Consider the following 13,295-nt stretch of genomic DNA (forward strand, 5'->3'; position numbering starts at 1 on the left):
CTCCCACAATTTCATCGAATGCAGGGAGCCGCAGCGCAGGCCAAGCCTACCTAGCGCTGGAGCAACGGCAGGAACACCCGCTCCTCGGGGGGCACCACGCCGCCGCAGGTATCGCTGAGGCAGGCTAGGCTCAGCGCATAGCTGCCCACCCCGCCGTTCTGGCTCGCGGCCACCACCGTGTAGGTGTCGTCATCTGGCAGCAGGCAGCGCCCGATCTCGGTGGTGGCACTGTAGCTTGAGGCATTGGAGCAGAGCTTCGTCCCATCGCGGTCGAACAGCGAGATCTGCGGGCGCGCCGCGCCGGAGGTGACGCCCATGCGCAGCAGCACCGTGCTGCCGCCCGCCGCGTGGAACGTCCACGTGTCCAGGCTCGCCGCGTGGGCCAGCGCGGCGCTCGCCGCGCGCCCGAAGTACAGCTCGTGCGCCTGCTCCGGAGCATTTAGCCGCTGGAAGGACACCCCGAACTCACCGATCAGCACCCGGCTCCACGGCGTCACCACCACCGTGTAGCTGCCGGTGCGCGGGATGAGGCACGGCCCCGCCTGCGCGATCACTGCGGAGGACGCATTGTCGCAGAGCTTCGCGCCATCGTCGCCGAAGACCCGCACCTGCGCCCGCATGCCCGCCGTGGTCGCGCCCATGCGCACCACCAGCGCGTCGCCCGCCGTGGCTGCCACCGCATAGGTGCCCAGCCCGCCGGTCACGGTAAATGCGCCCGTGGCCAGCACGCCCGGCAGCAGCGGCACGGCGCGCGCTGGCGCGTTGACACGCTGCACCTCGACCCCATAGCTTCCCGTCAGCGCCTGGTTAAATACCGATACGAGCAGGGTATATATGCCTGTGCTCGGCAGCAGACAATTATCCTGCTCCACCTCGACCCCATAGCGGTATAAGGAGCATACCAGCGCCCCATCAGGGCCATAGAGCCGAAAGCGCGGCTGGAACCCGCTGGTACCCATGCGCACGAGCAGCATATCCTGCGCCGACGCGCTGAAGCTGTAGGTGTCCACCTCGCCCATGCCCGCCAGCGTCGCCGCCACCGGCACCCCCAGCGGCAGTGTTGCGCTGTTCCCCGGTGCTCGCGTGCGCTGGGCCACCACCCCATAGTTGCCCATCGCAGCGTTGCTAAACGATAGCACCAGCAGGGTATAGGTCTGGCCCGCCGCGAGGGCGCAGCTCTCCAGCTCAAGCACCACACTGTAGGTGGAATCTTGGCAGAGCGCGCTCCCATCCTGACGGTACACCCGCACGGCGAGCCGCAGCGCACTGGCGCTGCTGGTCGCGGCGACGAAGAGCACATCATCGGCATCGACGCTGAAGGTATAGGTGTCGATCTCGCCTTCAGCGATCAGCGAGGCCGATGCCAGCGTGCCAAAGGCCAGCGCGGTCGCAGCCACTGGCGCATTCAGGCGCTGCAGCGAGATGCCATAGTTGCCCGCAGCCGTGCCGCTGTAGGCATTCACCGCCACACTATAGGTGCCCGTGGTGGGCAGCATGCAGCCATCGATATCGGCCAGAGCGCCATAGTTGGGTGACTGGCAGAGCAGCGTGGCATCCGGCGCGTAGAGCCGCACCTGCGGGTATAGGCCGCTGGTGCGGCTCGCAACCCGCACAAACACCCGGTCGCCCGCACTGGCAGCGAAGCTAAACTGATCGACCTCGCCCGCCGTCGCGAGCGCGCAGAGCAGCGTCTCGCCAAAGGGAAGATCCGATGTGCAGTCACTTGCAGCCAGCGCGGCAGTCGGAGGGTGGGTCAGCATATGCAGCGGCAGGGCGAAGACACCCACAAGCAGGCACAGCAGGGCGCGGAGAGCGATGCGCATAGCGATCCTTTGAGTGTAGGGTGGATACATGGAGACGCCAGCTATTATACGACAGGTCTTTGCGGCGTTAACCTTCGCAGCGGCGTCTATTTTACAGAACAGGCCAGATCATATAGGATAGTCAGCGCTGCAATAGATTGAGAGGAATCGCGCGGGGAGCACCGCCATAATCTTGCCACCCACGTACGGGAGATGATCGCTTGCAAACGATGCAGCCCGTGTGCATATTTGTGCCCTACCCCACATGCTATAGTCTGGCAATATCAGCGAGCAAAAGGAGCTTGATCGCACATAAGCGCAAAATCATGTTCACTAGGGCGCGTTTGTGCCCTATCCCGCGTGCTATAGTCGGGTAAGACCGCTAAGCAAAAGGAGAAGCAATGGCCGATTCTGCCGATCCAATGGGCGCAGCCTGCGAGGTGCTGCGCTACTGGGCCACCTATGCGGGCCAGCCGCCCGATCCGGTGCCCTCCCCAACGATTTTCGCAGAGCTTACCAGGCGTAAGGCCGTCGAGCCACGCCTCACCAGCATTTTTAGCCAGCTCCCCAAAGATGCTGGTGAGGAAAAGAAGCTAACCTATGTCAGGCCAGCGCCGCTGACCGTTAGCGGGGAGACCATCTTCCCAACAACCGAACCAAACGACCCGACTGCGCAGCGCCAGCGGCTGAACCAGGCCGCTGCCAGCATCATCGCGGCGTCCCCCGAGCCGCAGCAGCTGACCGCGCTGGCCGACCTGCTGGAGCGCGAGGCGTGGTGCCTACCCTCGCCGCTGCCAGGCATCCCGCTCTACGACTTCGCCCGCGTGCATGCGGCGCTGGCAGCAGCCCGGGCGCACGGCGGGGCGACGCTGCTGGTGGGCGGCGATGTCTCGGGCGTGCAGGACTTCATTTACACCATCCCCGCCAAGGGCGCGGCCAAGCAGCTGCGCGGGCGCTCGCTCTACCTCCAGCTGCTGTCCGAGGCCATCGCCCGCTACATCATTGGCGAGCTGGGCATGCCCGAGGTCTGCTTGCTCTACTGCGGCGGCGGGCGCTTCTACGCGGTGCTGCCGAACAAACAAGAGAAGCTGGACGAGATGAAAACAAGAATCGCCCAAGTGCTGCTGGAGCGTCACGGCGTCGCGCCCTACCTGGCGCTGGGCTGGCAGCCGCTTGCAGGCGACTACAGCAAGCTCTGGGAGAAGCTGCATGAGCAGATCAACCAGGCCAAGCAGCGCAAGTTCGCCGACCTAGAGACAGAAACGCTGCAAAATCTGCTGTTCACCCCGCGCGAGCAGCACCAGCCACAGCCCGATCTCGGCGAGGCTGAAACGGATGCTTTTGGACGATCCATCGCAGAAATGGGCGGAAAAGTCGGCCAGGCGCTCTATCTTCGGGATTGGAAAATCAATCGCTACGAACACCCTGAAATGCAGCGCGTACCAACGCACTGGCATCACGTGCTGAACGCCTTTCGCAGCGGCCTCCGCACAGAGAGCCAGGAGCAGCTTAAGCAGCGTACGCCTGATGATCGACCCTCACGCCTACGAGCCATGCGCGATCTCACACCAGAAGAGGAGGAGGTGGCAAGAAACAAGCTCGGCCAAAGCGGCACCCTCGGGCGGCGCTACACGGTCAACGAGGTGCCGCTGGTGACGGCCATCGACCTCGCGCAGACCCACGACGAGCAGGCGTACATCCCCGGCGATGAGCCGCGCGAGGGCGAGCCAAAGCCCTTCGGCATGCTGGCCGAGCAGAGCCAGGGCATCAAGCGGCTGGGCGTGCTGCGCATGGATGTGGATGACCTGGGCGCGCTGTTTGGTGGGCGCGAGAAGGCCGAGCGCAGCATCGCCGATCTGGCCGAGACGGCGGCGCTCTCGGCGGCGCTGGGCCGCTTCTTCGAGGGCTATGTGGGCACGCTCTGCCGCAACATCAACAGTGCGATCAGCCGCAAGGAAGAGCCAGATGGCGGCATCTACACTGTCTACAGCGGCGGCGACGACCTGTTTATCGTCGGGTCGTGGCACCTGCTGCCCGATCTGGCCTATACCATCCGGCAGGAATTTGCCCGCTATGTGACGGGGAAAACCAGCGAGGGCGGCGCATACATCGAGTCGACCATCACGCTCTCGGCTGGCATCACCCTGCACACCAGCAAGTTCCCGATCTACCAGGCCGCCGACATGGCCCACGAGGCGCTGGAGGCCGCTAAGGCATTCACGCGGCCAGCCCAAAAGGGTGAGAAGAAGGGCCGACCGAAGGACGCGCTGACCTTCTTGGGCATCACCATCGGCTGGGAGGACTACGCCGAGCTGCAGCAGCGACAGCGGCAGCTCTACGACCTGGTGCAACAGGGCGCACCTACCGCCCTGCTGATCACGCTGCAATCCCTGGCCCAGCAGGCGCGGCCCAAGCGCTTCAACCGCGACGGTAGGCCGCAGGCCAGCCACGGCCCGTGGATGTGGCGCGGTGCCTACATGCTCACGCGGCTGGCCGAGCGCGTCGGCAAGCGCGAAGGGGGAGAGAAGTCGAGAAAAGAGATCGAAGATCTCATCCACTACATCCGCCACCCGCTGAAGGAACATTCGGCCAATCAGCCCATCATCCTCGCAGGCATGGCTGCGCGCTGGGCGCAGCTCCTGCTCCGAGGCGAAGATAAAAGATAAGGAGAAAAGCATGTCCGATGAACGAGCTGCAAGCTCTCAATGGGTAAAAACGAAAGTCTCAGATACAACACTTAAGCAGATCTTGACTGAGGAATCATCCAAAGCAATAGAGCTATTGGATCAGACTGCCGAGATCATTGGCCAGGAACTACACAGTCTCAACTTTACAACATCACAAATCAGGGCCGTTTTTGGACGCGTTCGAACCATTGAGCAGATGGTTAATGTACCAGATGTTGATACAAAAAATGGTTCAAGCGAGGAGTCCATCAAATCCAAGCTATCGCTTCCGGTTTATACAGAACTCCGCCTGCTGCGTCCCAAGCTCGCCTATCAATATGGGCGAACCGGAGGCGAGGATAAGCGCGGAAAAGAGAAAGACAATCAAAAAGTCGCGATGGGTATCCTCCAGCAAGTCCTCTCCAATGCTGTCGCCATTGTCAATGACGATGCAGCAGCATTTCAGCGGTTCGTGAGCTTTTTTGAAGCGATCCTCGCCTACCATCGATACTACGGTGGCAAGAATAGTTAGGAGAATGCTATGACTATCAAAGAGATCCAGCTTGCAGGCCGAATCTTCCTGTCGTTCGATATACAGCTCCTCTCAGGCCTCCACATTGGCGGCGCGGCAACGGCAATGGAGATCGGCGGACTCGACAAACCCGTCATCCGGAATCCACTCAACAACCAACCCTATATCCCTGGCTCCTCGCTCAAAGGCAAAATGCGCTCACTGATGGAGAAGGCACGCCATGCGCCCCAGAATTTCCCCATCAATGAGGCAAACGGTGTCTTTATGCACCTTGCCACCTCGCCGGAAGAATACAAGGATTTTCCTATCAGCAAGATCTTTGGGAGCCTACCCACAGTCAAACCTCGCACCGAGGGAAAAACTGAGTTTAGCATCGGTACGCCTACACGACTTGTTGTGTGTGATATCGCATTAAGCGAAGATAGTGTCAAAATGTTCGACCCCAAGCGCGTCGCTACGGATCTGCCCTACAGCGAAGTGAAATGGGAAGCCAGCATCGACCGCGTGACATCTGCTGCGTCGCCACGCCAGATCGAGCGCGTACCTGCAGGCATGGTGTTTGGACCAGCCAAACTGATCTACAGCGTGTATGTCGGTAATGATGAGAAAGCTCCAGAGGTAGCAAGTTGGTTCGAGCACGTCATCGAAGCGCTTGAGCACCTGGAGGATGATTATCTGGGCGGCATGGGCACGCGAGGCAATGGGAGGGTGAAACTTATCAATTTGAAACTAACCACCCGCAAAATAGGGAACGAAGGATATGGCCGCGAAACCATTATCCCACTCTCCGAAGACATTGATTCTAATACGCTCGAAATACACCAGATTGATCGAACCAAACTCGCACAAAGGCTTGCGAAGCATTTTGCCGATACCGACAGCCAATCATAGTAGGAGCTGGTTATGCCAACGCTCAAGACATACCTGCTCTCAGGCCCCACAAACCAACTCCCCCTATCTCCTCACTTTGGCATCACAGGAATAGGGTTAGAAAACGCCAGAGGCACATGGCCATCGGACTCGCTGTTTGCTGCGCTGGTTGCTCAGGCCGCGCTGATGGGCAGCCAAGGAATACATTTCATTGATGAAATGAAAGGGGCAAATCCACCGCTACGCCACAGCTCGCTGTTTCCACGCATCGGCACCATGATTCTGCTACCACGTCCTATGATAAAGCTCCCATTTGATGATAAAGACAAGGAGACAATTAACAACATCGGCAAGGGATTTAAGAAAGTGCGCTGGCTCTCACCCATACTGTTCAATGCAGTATGCATGCAACAGGAACTCAATGCATTTAACCATATCACACTCCAACATGGCGAAGTATGGATCAGTGCAGAAGAGACTGCACAGCTTCCAAAAGATTGGAAGGTGCAAGATCCCAATAGCAAAGAACAACAAGCCACAATCCGAGCAAAAGAGCTATGGAAACAAGAGTCTATACCACATGTAGCTGTTGACCGCAGCAGTAGCACATCGGCTTATTATGAAACAGGCCGATTCAGCTTTGCAGACCAATGCGGGCTGGGCCTTATCATCAGTCTACGCCAAGAGTGGGAAGCCTTCTTCGAACAACTACTGGATCTGCTGGGAAACAGCGGGATAGGCGGACGGCGCTCCATCGGCTATGGTCAGTTTTCGTGGGCACGAGGGCCATTATTAACTTTTCCTGACTTCAACGGGGGACGTGTGGTAACCCTCTCTCGCTTTCTGCCACAAGACAACGAAATTGCCACCATCCAAGACCCTAACTCAAGCTACCAGCTCAGCGATATTGATGGCTGGGCGCTAACACACGAAGGGGCATCATTTCTCCGAAAACCTATAACCATGCTCTCTGAAGGCTCTGTGCTTGCCAAACGAGTACGAGGGCAGGTGGTGGATGTGCGGATCTCACCAGAATACCCATCACATCCGGTGCTACGCAGCGGTCTAGCGCTCACCGTGCCTGTTGTGCCACCTACAACCAATAACCGCGCTGGAACGACAAACTCATCTCAAAACAATAACACCGCTGGGGGGGCAAGCAAGAGTAAGGAGAAAAAACGTGGCCGACGATAAAAGGGATCCCACGTTCAAGCTCACGATCACCGCTCTTTCTCATGTACATATCAGCAGCGGCAATACGCTCACACGAGATGTCGATTTTCTCTATGATGCATCGAGCAATAAGACATCCTTTGTACTCAACGATAACGCTGTTGCCTATCTGCTAGAGGATGAGGAGCATCCAGAATGGCTATCACTGAGCGACATCCTGAAAAAGGCAGGTATCAAACCAACACGGCAAAACGCACCAACGCTCGAAGTTGAAGGCCTCCCACTTGTTCGCTACATGCTGACGGGAGCACCTTCTAGCAAGACAAACTCGCCGTTTCAGCCGCTCCTTGAGCAAATCAAGGATGTGTTTGACCGTGCCTACATCCCCGGATCATCACTGAAAGGCGCGATCCGTACCGCGCTGGCCTGGAGTGCGTTTCCAAACAGCAATCTGGATGTATCTCTTGCCGCGCTAAGAGTGAACGGGACGTTGCCTATTGCAAAGTTTGCAGCGCAGAACTATGAGCAGCAGCTATTTCATAGCGAAAGCAGCAACGGATCACCAAGCGATGCGCACACCGATGTGCTACGCGCAATGCGCATCAGCGATAGCACACCGATCACCAAAGAACTCCTTCTTCGGCAGGTTGGGAGTACCACCGACAGCTCCCAACCTACCGAGCTCGGCAACCGGTGGAGGAGCAGCACCAACGTACAAAATCACCGAAAGCCAATCCCGCTGCCCGACATCGAGACCATTCCCAAGCTGGCTGAATGCACCATGCATCTTCAATTTGATCGCTATGCCCTTCTCCCACATGGTACAAGGCAAGATTTCAGCAGCAAAGCCGAGCTTCTCACAAACTTTGTCGCAGCTTGTCGAGAACGAGGCATGCAACTTATTGAGCATGAGCTTGCTTTTTATAATGAGAGAAAGCAAACGTTGCCAAACGTTGCCAGCTTCTATCAGGATCTTTCACAAAAAGCACAACGCCTTGATCCAAACAGCTTTATGCTTCAAATCGGCTGGGGTACAGGATGGCATAGCAAAACACTCGATGAACGACTCACCGAACATACAGAGGAGTTTAACGAGATTGCCAACTATAAGGACTATAAGCTCAAACGAGGAAAAGCGATTAAGCCAGGTGATATCTTCCCCATCAGCCGCAAGCTGATTAAAAACGATGCTAACGTGCTTAGCGAACCCCTCGGCTGGGTGCGCGTGGATGTGGCGGAGGTGGCGCGATGACCACATGGCTGCTGGCCAATGTTGGCACCCGCGATGTGCAGGTGCACGACACGGAGCTTCCCGATGATCTGCGTAATGGCAAAACCTTCTGGGCGAGGAAGCTAGGCGATTATCTCCTCAAACCTGAGATCTACAAAGCATCCCAGGGACAGATCACCATGCCCATGATCGAAAAGGCCCTGCGCTACCTTGATGTGCCGCGCAGGGCAGAGAAGGGCGAGGGGAGCGACCTCAAAATCGTGCTGTTCGCCACCGATCAGCCCGAGACCGTACAAGATCACTACCGCAACAACGACACGCTACCCTTTGCGCACCTTATGCGCGAACTGCTGTTTGATCGGTACACGCTCGCCAAGAAGAAAGATATCTTTATCGAGACTGCGCAGGAACGGCCTTCAGATTATGATCTTATGCACGCCTTCTACAGCACCAGCCTGCCGAAGATCGCGAAAAACATCCACGCTGGGGATGCTGTCTTTCTGTTGGTGGTGGGCGGCACTCAGCAGATGAACACGATGCTGCTCTTTCTGGGCAGCCAGCAGTTCGAGGCCCAGGCACACCCGCTGTATGTCTCCGAGGAGAGCAATCGCGCCATTGAGCTTGACATCGCCCGCCAGATTATGGGGGCAACACTGCGCCGCAACCTCCTTTCGCTGCTTGAAACCTATGCCTACACTAGCGCCCGCGATCTGGTGGTGTCGGCGCAGCTTGCCCAGCCCGAGGCCAGATATTTGATCGATGTGCTCGAATACGCCGATCTGCGCCGAAACTTTGCCTTCCATGAGGCTATCAAAAAACTGAGAGAGCCGATCAAGGCTCTGCCGAAACATCGCCCCGCGCTTGAGCATCTACAGAATGCGATCGATAGCAATGACGAGCGGGTCTGCCTGCGCGAGACCATCTACCTTGCCGAGATCGCCAAGCAGACTGGCGACTGGGCCAGCCTGCTGGCGCGGCTGCACCGCTTCTCCGAGGGCAGCCTTCAGCTTGCCGCCGAGGCTGCTGGGGTTCGGTGGCATGATAAAGGCCGCAAGAAGTTCCACAAAAGCTGGTGGAAAGAACATAGCGAACAGGTTGAGACCAAAAGCTCCTTCACAAACGAGGAGCGCGAAATCGACCGCGAGGTTTTGAAAGTGGTAGTGCAGCTCTTCGCCACCGATGCCGGGCGGGCCGATACGCTGATTGCGGCGCTGGATGTAGTCGGGCGACCAATCGGGCTACGGCATAACATTGTCCACCGCTTCGCGCCAGTCTCGCAGAAGGAGATCGAGCAGAAGGCTGAGTGCGCTATCGAAGATCTCATCCAGGCAATGCACACAGCCTACCATGCGGCTTTTAACGCACATGATGATATGACTTTCGCCTATGGGCAAGTCAATGCGCTCTGTAGGGAGCTGATCGAGGCGATGCTATGACCATCCTTCTCTGCAATATCGGCAGCCGCGACATCGCGTGGAACAAGCTGCCCGAGATCACCGGCAGAAGCTCGCGAGCAAGCGGCCAGCAGCTCCTGGCGCAGCTCGACGCGCTGGCCGCGCGCGTGCGGCTACCCATGGTTGGCAAGGCGCTGCGCTCTATCCAGGGAAAAGGAGCCATTGACCAGGTCATCCTGATCGCGTCCGACCAGGGCGACGCGCCTGCCAGCGAGGGCGACCGGAAGGCCTGGGAGTCGGACACCATTTTTATCGCGCAGGCGCTGGCGCGGCTGCTGGCCATGGGCGTGGATGGCTGCGCGCCGATCGTGCCCGAGCGCATCGCGGTGTGGCTGATCGGCGCGGGCGACGAGGGCCGCGACCCGTCGGACTACGACGGCGTGCGCCGATTCCTAGAGGCGCAGCTGCCCGCCCTGGCGCAGCAGCACCCCGAGGGGCCGGTGTACCTAGAGGTGACGGGCGGCACCCCGGCCATGAGCATCGGCCTGCTGATCGCGGGCAGCGCGGTGTTCGGCGACCGCGCCACCGCGCTGTACATCCAAGAGCGCTACGAGCAGCCCGCCACGCTGAACACCAGCCGCCGCCTGGCCGCCGGGCCGCTGCGCTCGGCGCTGCGCAGCCACGCCCGCAGCTACGACTACAGCGCGGCGCTGGCGCTGCTGAAGGAGCACCGGGGCAGCATCACCGATAGGCTTCACACCGGCGCCGCCGAGGCGCTGGAGGCGCTGCTGGGCTACGCATCCTGCCGCTTCAACTTCGACTTCCCAGGGGCGCACGCGGCGCTGGGCGGCGGGGTCGACCGCGCGGGCGATGGCCGCTGGCGGGCCGAGCTGCTGGCGCTGCACCACGAGGTGGCCCGCCCCGACCGCGAGACCACGCTGGCCGAGGTCTTCTACGGCGCGGCGGCGCGCTTCGACACCTGCGCCTGGGCCGACTTCTTGACCCAGGTGGTGCGCTTTCAGGAGAACGCGTTTCGCACCATGTGCCTGCAGCGCGGCGTTCGGTTCCTTGATTTCTCTGGCAACCCCGTAGACGATGGGGCAAAACTCGATATGGCGTGGGCCGCACAGGTGGGCTTTAGCCCTCGTTCCGACATGCTGGGCCGCACGGGCATGGAGCGCCTGATCGAGCACCTGGCCCGCCGCAGCGGCGAGAACATCCGCCCAACCATGGCGCTGCTGGGCGAGCTAGAGGGGCTGGCGCGGCTGCGCAACGGCCTCACCCACTCGCTACGGGGCGTGCACGAGAGCGACCTGGCGCAGGCGTTTGGCGGCAGGCAAGCCGCCCAGATCCTGCCGCACCTGGCGGCATGCCTCACGGCCCTGACTGGGCGCACGCCCAGCGCCACCACGCCGTTCCAGCGGGTCAACGCGCTGGTCGGCAGGCTGCTGACCGAGGCCTAGCGGTCGCGGTAGGCTTGCACCTTAACAGCACAGAATGTATAGACGATCCGATGTCGCGGCGCGGCATCACGGCGCGGGCAGGCTTTGTGCCCGCCCCCATCGGGTGGGGCGGTATTGCGTGGCAGAATGCCGCACCGCCCCACGCCCACCCATCCCATGCGGCGAAGGTGCCGCGCGTGCAAACTGGCCATAATCAAGCTTGTTCACGGCAGGCCCGCCGTACCAGAACGTCTTCTTTTCCCATACCCTTTGCCTACCATCACATGAATCCTCGAAAGGGGGAACACCATGCCCACCGCACTCGTCCTCAGCATCCGCCCGCAGGTGGCGGCGGATGTGCCCGCCCACCTGGGCCGCGCCGCCCACGCCGCCGTGCTGCGCCTGATCGGCCAGCACAGCCCGCCGCTGGCCGCCCGCATCCACGACGAGCTTGGCCCCAAGCCGCTCACCGTCTCCAGCGTCAGCGGGCTGGCCGGGCGCAGCCCCACCGCCCGCGTCAGCCCCGCCCAGGCCCACAGCCTGCGCGTCACCCTGCTCACCCCCGAGCTGGAGCAGGCCGCCGCCGGGTGGGAGGCCGCCGCGCTGCCGCCCATCGACCTGGATGGCCACCTGTGGCAGGTAGAGGCCGTGGCGCGCACGCCCGAGCAGCACCCCTGGGCGGGCAGCGCCAGCTACGAGCAGCTGGCCGGCCCCGCGCTGGCCCGCGCCGCCGACCCGCCGCGCCGCTGGGACATCGAGTTCGCCGCGCCCGTCACCTTCCGCCAGCGCGGCATGAACGCCCCGCTGCCCACGCCCGACCTGGTGTTCGGCAGCCTGCTGGAGAAGTGGAACGCCTTCGCGCCGCTGGCCCTGCCCGAGGAGGTGCGGCGCTTCGCCAGCGAGTGCATGGCCGTCAGCCGCTTCGAGCTGCGCTCGGCCCCGGTGCCCGCCAAGGCCGGGGCCATGCAGGTGGGCGCAGTGGGACTGTGCAGCTACACCGCCGTCAACCGCGACCACTACTGGATGGCCTGCGTGGATGTGCTGGCCCATCTGGCCTTCTACAGCGGGGTGGGCGCGGCCACCACACGCGGGCTGGGCCAGGCCCGCCTGCGCGAGGGCTAGCAGAAAGGAGCCAGAACGTTATGTCCACGCTCTACCTGGTCGAGCAGGGGGCCGCGCTCCACTGCGATGGGGAGCGCCTGATCGTGAGCAGCGGCGAGGCGGTGCTGCAGAGCCTGCCGCTGGCTCGGCTGGAGGACGTGGTGGTGTTCGGCAATGTCGGCATCACCACGCCCGCGCTCAAGCGCCTGCTCGACGCCTCGGCCACCGTCACGTTTCTGACGGTGCATGGCCGCTACCACGGGCGGCTGGTGGGCCGCGCCTCGGCCCATGTCGAGCTGCGCCGCGCCCAGTACCGCCGCGCCGACGACGCGGCCTGGGCGCTGCATGCCGCCCAGCAGTGCGTGGCGGGCAAGCTGCGCAACTGCCGCGCGCTGCTGCAGCGCTTCGCCCGTGGCCGCGCCAGCCCGCCCGAGGCCACCGAGCAGGCCAGCCAGCAGATCGAGCAGTGGCTGGCGCGCGTCGAGCGCACCACCAAGCTCTCCAGCCTGCTGGGGGTGGAGGGCAGCGCCACAGCCTGCTACTTCGGCGGCCTGCGCGCCCTGCTGGATGAAAGCTGGGCCTTCAACAGCCGCAACCGCCGCCCGCCCACCGACCCGATCAACGTGCTGCTCTCGCTGGGCTACACGCTGCTGAGCCACAAGGTGCTGGGTGCGGTGGAGGCGGCGGGCTTCGACCCCTACCAGGGCTTCCTGCACGCCAACGAGTACAACCGCCCGTCGCTGGCGCTGGATCTGATGGAGGAGTTCCGCCCGCTGCTGGTCGATTCGCTGGTGCTGCGCTGCTGCGGCGATGGCCGGATCACGCGGGAAGACTTCCAGCCCAGCGACGACCCCGACCACCCGATCGTGCTGCTGGATGCGGGCAAGCGCCGCTTCGTGGCCGCCTTCGAGGAGCGCATGCGCACCATGCTGACCCACCCCGAGGGGGCCGACGGCAGCCCGGGCAAGGTGAGCTACATGCGCTGCCTGGATCTGCAGGCGCGGCGCATGGCCCGCTGCGTGCGCGAGGGTGGCGACTATACGCCGTTTACCGCCCGCTAGACCTACCGTGCGCCGGGGCGATG

Annotated in this window: 10 protein-coding genes; 9 read left to right on the top strand and 1 reads right to left on the bottom strand. The window is 61.6% G+C overall.

Going from position 1 to position 13,295, the window contains the following annotated elements; genetic code table 11:
• Positions 1 to 50: 50 nt before the first annotated feature.
• The gene (locus tag F8S13_02635) at positions 51 to 1,823 is read right to left on the bottom strand and encodes a hypothetical protein (protein KAB8145992.1); all 1,773 of its coding nucleotides are present in this window, start codon (positions 1,821 to 1,823) and stop codon (positions 51 to 53) included.
• 380 nt (positions 1,824 to 2,203) lie between these two features.
• On the opposite strand from F8S13_02635, the gene F8S13_02640 reads away from it, so the two are divergent.
• The 9 genes from F8S13_02640 (at position 2,204) to cas1 (ending at position 13,272) form a co-directional block, all read left to right on the top strand.
• Positions 2,204 to 4,468, top strand: coding sequence for a type III-A CRISPR-associated protein Cas10/Csm1 (locus F8S13_02640; protein ID KAB8145993.1), 2,265 nt, complete (start codon positions 2,204 to 2,206; stop codon positions 4,466 to 4,468).
• A gap of 10 nt (positions 4,469 to 4,478) precedes the next feature.
• A complete protein-coding gene (gene csm2 / locus F8S13_02645; protein ID KAB8145994.1) occupies positions 4,479 to 5,000 on the top strand; it encodes a type III-A CRISPR-associated protein Csm2 in 522 nt (173 codons plus the stop codon).
• A gap of 9 nt (positions 5,001 to 5,009) precedes the next feature.
• Positions 5,010 to 5,891: a type III-A CRISPR-associated RAMP protein Csm3 gene (csm3, locus tag F8S13_02650; GenBank protein ID KAB8145995.1), complete on the top strand. Its 882-nt coding sequence runs from the start codon at positions 5,010 to 5,012 to the stop codon at positions 5,889 to 5,891.
• Positions 5,892 to 5,903: 12 nt separating this feature from the next.
• A complete protein-coding gene (csm4, locus tag F8S13_02655) occupies positions 5,904 to 7,064 on the top strand; it encodes a type III-A CRISPR-associated RAMP protein Csm4 (GenBank protein KAB8145996.1) in 1,161 nt (386 codons plus the stop codon).
• Positions 6,952 to 8,295, top strand: a complete 1,344-nt coding sequence (gene csm5, locus F8S13_02660; protein KAB8145997.1) for a type III-A CRISPR-associated RAMP protein Csm5 — start codon at positions 6,952 to 6,954, stop codon at positions 8,293 to 8,295. The genes csm4 and csm5 overlap by 113 nt, the downstream gene beginning before the upstream one ends.
• The gene (locus F8S13_02665; protein ID KAB8145998.1) at positions 8,292 to 9,710 is read left to right on the top strand and encodes a hypothetical protein; all 1,419 of its coding nucleotides are present in this window, start codon (positions 8,292 to 8,294) and stop codon (positions 9,708 to 9,710) included. The genes csm5 and F8S13_02665 overlap by 4 nt, the downstream gene beginning before the upstream one ends.
• The gene (locus F8S13_02670; protein KAB8145999.1) at positions 9,707 to 11,131 is read left to right on the top strand and encodes a hypothetical protein; all 1,425 of its coding nucleotides are present in this window, start codon (positions 9,707 to 9,709) and stop codon (positions 11,129 to 11,131) included. Before F8S13_02665 ends, F8S13_02670 begins: the two co-directional genes overlap by 4 nt.
• 288 nt (positions 11,132 to 11,419) lie before the next feature.
• On the top strand, positions 11,420 to 12,232 hold the full coding sequence (locus F8S13_02675; protein ID KAB8146000.1) for a CRISPR system precrRNA processing endoribonuclease RAMP protein Cas6: 813 nt from the start codon (positions 11,420 to 11,422) through the stop codon (positions 12,230 to 12,232).
• Positions 12,233 to 12,252: 20 nt separating this feature from the next.
• Entirely contained in the window at positions 12,253 to 13,272 is a 1,020-nt protein-coding gene (cas1, locus tag F8S13_02680; protein ID KAB8146001.1) for a CRISPR-associated endonuclease Cas1, read from the top strand.
• The last annotated feature ends 23 nt before the right edge of the window (positions 13,273 to 13,295 follow it).

Source organism: Chloroflexia bacterium SDU3-3, assembly GCA_009268125.1.
Taxonomy (GTDB): domain Bacteria; phylum Chloroflexota; class Chloroflexia; order Chloroflexales; family Roseiflexaceae; genus SDU3-3.